The sequence below is a fragment of the Nevskia soli genome, assembly GCF_903970205.1.
Lineage (GTDB): Bacteria > Acidobacteriota > Terriglobia > Bryobacterales > Bryobacteraceae > Bog-113.
Genome location: NZ_CAJCHS010000082.1, coordinates 1 through 4,719, shown reverse-complemented (window position 1 = coordinate 4,719; position 4,719 = coordinate 1). Strand labels below are relative to the sequence as shown.

The window sequence follows — 4,719 nt, the reverse complement described above, 5'->3', positions numbered from 1 at the left end:
GGCGGGTTGTCGATCGTGACACGCCAGTAGGCGGGCGACCGCCGGGTCAGCCGGATCTGTGCGGACTTCGTGAGCGCGCTTGCCGTTGTCATTGCATTCTCCTGTCTATTTGTCTGTCTCGGAAGCCGGCAGTTGGTGGATAACCCCCGCGCCTGCCTTGCTGACGATCTCGTCCTGGGAATCCGTGCCTCCCGAACAACCGATCGCGCCGATAATCACCCCCTGTTCGATCAGCGGGATGCCGCCTCGAGAGGCGATGATTCCATCGAACGCCAGCAGATAGTTGAGATGCATCAGCTGGATACCGTCCTCGAACTGCTTGGTTTCGCGCCGGAAGGTTGCCGCTGCTCTTGCCTTGTGCTCGGCGATCTGAATGGAGGCAAGCATCGCACCGTCCATTCGTTGGAAAGCGACGAGGTTGCCGCCGGAATCGACCACCGCTACGTTCATCTTCCAATTCCGCTTCTTCGCCTCTGCCACCGCCGCGTGAATAACCGTCTGGGCTCGGTCCAGTGTTATCGGTGGGCCATACGGGGTGTCGAAAGGAATTTGGTCGGGCACAAGATCGAGGGGATTTGTTTCCGTGGGCTGCGGCGCTCTAGTCGCAGCGGCGGCGCTTCCCGTTTTCTCATTTGACATTCGTCCTCCTTCATCGACAACGGATCGCACTTCGCCGCTTTCCCGCTGGTTGTCACGCGAGCAAGCACGAAGCGTCGCTCCCTCCCGTTCACCCCTCGCGTTCACCTCTTGTTGTACGCAGTGAAAATGTAATCCTTGGCCGCCACTCTCGTATGGCACGCAAAGCCGCAGGTGACGACGCCGGTCTTGTCGGGCTTGAACGTGTCCGACGCGGGAACATAGTCAAACGCGGCGTAGGCCCATCCCTTCGTGTCCGGGAATTTCTTGCTGTTCTTCTCGATGAAGAAAACGTCCTGCAGGACGTCCGGTATCCTCACAGCAAAAGGGGATTCCGTGCTCTTTTTCGGTTTCCACTCGATTTTTGCAATCTTGGAGCCGTCGGGGAACGGCTTGCCGTTGCCGGGAACGCCGGACTGGTAGGCCTCGATCATCGTGGGATTGGCTACCTCCACCTTCAGCAGATCCTCAGTCTGACTAACCGCGACGACCTGCCAGTTCTCGTACCCGCGAAAGTCGGAGAATGCGAGCCCATTGGGCACGCTCACGGTGTACTTGTCCTGCGCGGAAAATGCCCTGCCGACGAGGACGGCCAACGCGATGCCAACCGCGGCTGCTGAAACAACTCGTAAACCGCGTGAAGGCAGGAAAGGCTTATCGAACATCACTTCCTCCCGCTCGCTGTGCTTGTGCGCAACGGAGCGCATTTTATCACAGCAAGCGCACGCTTCGGGAAATTTTGAGCGGCCTAGCAGCCCGCAATAACCGCTCCGTCACCGTCGCGGCTCTGTAACTTAGTGAGTCTACAGAGCCGCGCGCGTCAGCAAGCGGTGTTTTTCGACTCCTACCACGGTCCACTAGGGCGAACGCTTTGTAGTCGATATCCGATGTCGGACGTGTTCGCGGCTCTGTAACTTAGTGAGTCTACAGAGCCGCGCGCGTCAGCAAGCGGTGTTTTTCGACTGCTACCACGGTCTGCTAGGGCCAACGCTTTGTAGTCGATATCCGATGTCGGACGATGGACGAGGTTGCCTGTCCGGCAACGAGTTCAAGGCACCAGCAAGATCTTGCCGATGCCGCCCTTTTCCGCCGCTGCGTGAGCCTCGGCCGCTTTACTGAGCGGCAGCGTCTGGCTAATCGGGATCACCAGCTTGCCATCTCGCACCGCTGCGGCCATGAACTCGAGCGTTTTTCTGTCGAATTTCGAGAACACGAACTCCACCTTTACAGACGGGTACTTCGCGGCGTTCCGCGGCGCCTCGAGAACCGAAGCAAACACTCCTCCCGGCTTGACCTTGCCGATAAGCTTCTCGGCGGTTCTTCCGCCGACCGTATCGGCAACCGCATCGAGCGGCGGCAGATTCGCCATCGCGGCGTCGTCGTCGGTTGCGACCCCCTGATCCGCGCCGACAGTCTTCGCCTCATCGATCTGCCGCTTCAAAACCCCCGCGATCACCGCCGCCCCGCGTGCCTTTGCCGTGAATACCGCCGAACGCCCGACACTTCCGACAGCACCTACGACCATGACCGTCTGGCTCGCTTCGATTCCCGTAGCTAAAAGGAGCTGGTTGCCGGTCGTCGTTACCAGGGGCAGCGCCGCCGCCCGGATCAAATCGAGTCCCTTGGGGATCTTCGCCACGATCGCCGCATTCACGACACAGAGCTCAGCGTAAGTATTGTCGGCCATGGCGAACACCTGGTCGCCGACGGAAAAGCCTTCAACCCCCGGCCCAATCGTGACCACAGTTCCTGCCATATCGACTCCTATGAGTCCCGGGAAATGGAGGGGATAAGAATCCTTCGTCAACCCGGCGCGGCGCTTGTAGTCGATCGGATTCACGCTCGCGGCTGCAACCCGCACCAGCAACTCGCCCGGACCTGGAACCGGATCAGGATAGTCCTCATACTTCAGTACTTCCGGACCGCCATATTGGTGGACAACAACTGCTTTCATATTTCATCTCCTGTTGCGATGCACCCAGTCCAATAACAAATTCTAGGCGAGCAAAGCTGGAATTGGTCACCGAAGCAGTTTACTGAAACCGGCGGAGCCTTGCGATGTTCCCGTGCATTGGACGTGCCGTGCGGGAACTACTCGCGTAACCGCTTTGGCCCGCTCACGTATGGACTGCCTCGCTCGTAGAAGCGCAGTTCGCGATCCACGTTGCGCGTCAAACCGATGCGCACACTTTTGCCGATGGCTCCCGTTTTCCGCCGGCTCGTCGCGAGCCATAGCGGACCGGCGGCGCACAGATCCACACCATCTTGCTGGAAATCAATCTGCATGGCTTGAGCTAGCCGGCCCGGTCCCCGGGCTAAATCGAGCAGGCCTGCCCCGCCGCGGAGGCGCTGCATCCGATCGATTCCGTCGAGGGGTTCGAGGGCACGCAAGAGGACTCCCGCGCCGACTCCGGCCGCTTCGCTCGTCACGTTCAGCATGAACGACGAACCGTAGGTGAAATACACGTAAGCGTGTCCCCGCTCAAGAAATAGGGAGGCATTGCGCTGCGTCTCTCCGCGGAATGCGTGACCGGCGGAATCACCGACGGGATAAGCCTCGGTCTCGACGATGCGCCCGCTGAGCCTGCCGTCATTGGTATCATGCACTGCTATTTTGCCGATCAGGTAGCGCGCCAACTCCACAGTATCCACCGGGAGTTCCGCCCGACGGAGACGCCGAAGACGACCGGGGAGAATTGCCTTGCCTGAGTGTTCCATTCTCATTCGTCATCGGCAGCCGGCCAGTGAGCGCGCGGCGTTGAAGATTCGTTGGTATGCCTTCGGATAACTAACTCAATTCTGCAGAATAGCGATTGCCGGCTCGCTGCGGCTCGGGCTGTCCGTCCATTGCTTCCGAACCCGATTGTCCCTCCATCTGCTAACGGTACAATCGCAGTGCAACCGAAATTCGCCAGAAAAGGAACCAAAGCGATGTCGACACAAGTGGCCCCTCCGGATCAGAAAAAGCTCGATGCCAAAGCGCTCGATCTGCTGTGCATCAACACCATCCGAACCCTCTCCATCGATGGAGTGCAGAAAGCCAACTCGGGACACCCCGGCTTGCCCCTGGGCGCGGCGGCGATGGCCTATGTGCTGTGGACGCGCTTCATGAAATACAACCCCAAGAATCCGAACTGGGCGGATCGCGATCGCTTCGTGCTCTCGGCCGGACACGGGTCGATGCTGCTCTATAGCTTGCTGCATCTGACCGGTTTCGATCTTTCGCTCGACCAGTTGAAACAGTTCCGTCAATGGGGCAGCCAAACGCCGGGCCATCCCGAGCGCGGCGATGCGCCCGGCGTCGAAGTCACCACCGGGCCTCTGGGTCAAGGTTTCGCGATGGGCGTCGGGATGGCGATGGCCGAAGCGTGGCTGGCGGCGAATTTCAATGGCGATGGCGCGAAGGTTTTCGATCACTATACCTACGGCATCGTGTCCGATGGCGATCTGATGGAAGGCATCGCCAGTGAAGCGGCGTCGCTCGCCGGACATCTGAAGCTCGGCAAGTTGATCTACCTCTACGATCAAAACCACATCAGCCTGGCGGGCGCGACCGATCTGACCTATACGGAAGATGTCGCCAAGCGCTTCGATGCTTATGGCTGGCACACCAAGACGGTGATGGACGGCAACGACACCGAAGAGGTGGACGCCGCCATTCGCGAGGCGCAGGCGGAAACGGATCGGCCGTCGCTGCTGCTCGTGCATACGCATCTCGGGTTTGGCAGCCCGCACAAGCAGGACACGTATCATGCGCACGGCTCGCCGCTGGGCGAGGACGAAGTAGCCGCCACCAAGAAGAACCTGGGCTGGCCGACTACCGACGCGTTCTACCTGCCGCCTGAAGCGGTCGCGCATTTCCGCGAGCAGGTGACGAAGGGCAAAGCGGAAGAAGACGAATGGAACGCGCGCTACGCTGAGTTCGAGAAGAAATCCCCGGATGACGCCAAGAAGTTGAACATGATGCTGCGCGGCGAGTTGCCGGAAGACTGGAAAGCCGACCTGCCGAAATGGAAGACGACGGATAAGCCGGTCGCAACGCGCGTGGCGGCCGGCCAGGCCCTGAATGCGCTTGCCAAGCGG

The 4,719-nt window shown here is 60.0% G+C and carries 4 protein-coding genes and 1 pseudogene; 1 reads left to right on the top strand and 4 read right to left on the bottom strand.

Going from position 1 to position 4,719, the window contains the following annotated elements; genetic code table 11:
• Nucleotides 1–105: 105 nt before the first annotated feature.
• From H1Y01_RS04060 to H1Y01_RS04045, 4 genes are all read right to left on the bottom strand, one after another.
• A complete protein-coding gene (locus H1Y01_RS04060; protein WP_180538993.1) occupies nucleotides 106–639 on the bottom strand; it encodes a GlcG/HbpS family heme-binding protein in 534 nt (177 codons plus the stop codon).
• Between the two features lie 101 nt (nucleotides 640–740).
• Nucleotides 741–1,343 carry a cytochrome P460 family protein gene (locus H1Y01_RS04055; protein WP_219341248.1) on the bottom strand — a complete coding sequence of 201 codons (603 nt, stop codon included), beginning with the start codon at nucleotides 1,341–1,343 and terminating at the stop codon, nucleotides 741–743.
• A gap of 341 nt (nucleotides 1,344–1,684) precedes the next feature.
• A complete protein-coding gene (locus tag H1Y01_RS04050; RefSeq protein ID WP_180538992.1) occupies nucleotides 1,685–2,590 on the bottom strand; it encodes an NADP-dependent oxidoreductase in 906 nt (301 codons plus the stop codon).
• Between the two features lie 137 nt (nucleotides 2,591–2,727).
• A complete protein-coding gene (locus H1Y01_RS04045) occupies nucleotides 2,728–3,354 on the bottom strand; it encodes a DNA-3-methyladenine glycosylase (protein ID WP_180538991.1) in 627 nt (208 codons plus the stop codon).
• Between the two features lie 213 nt (nucleotides 3,355–3,567).
• Here H1Y01_RS04045 and H1Y01_RS04040 point away from each other — a divergent pair.
• A pseudogene (locus H1Y01_RS04040) lies at nucleotides 3,568–4,719 on the top strand (transketolase); the annotation flags it as partial.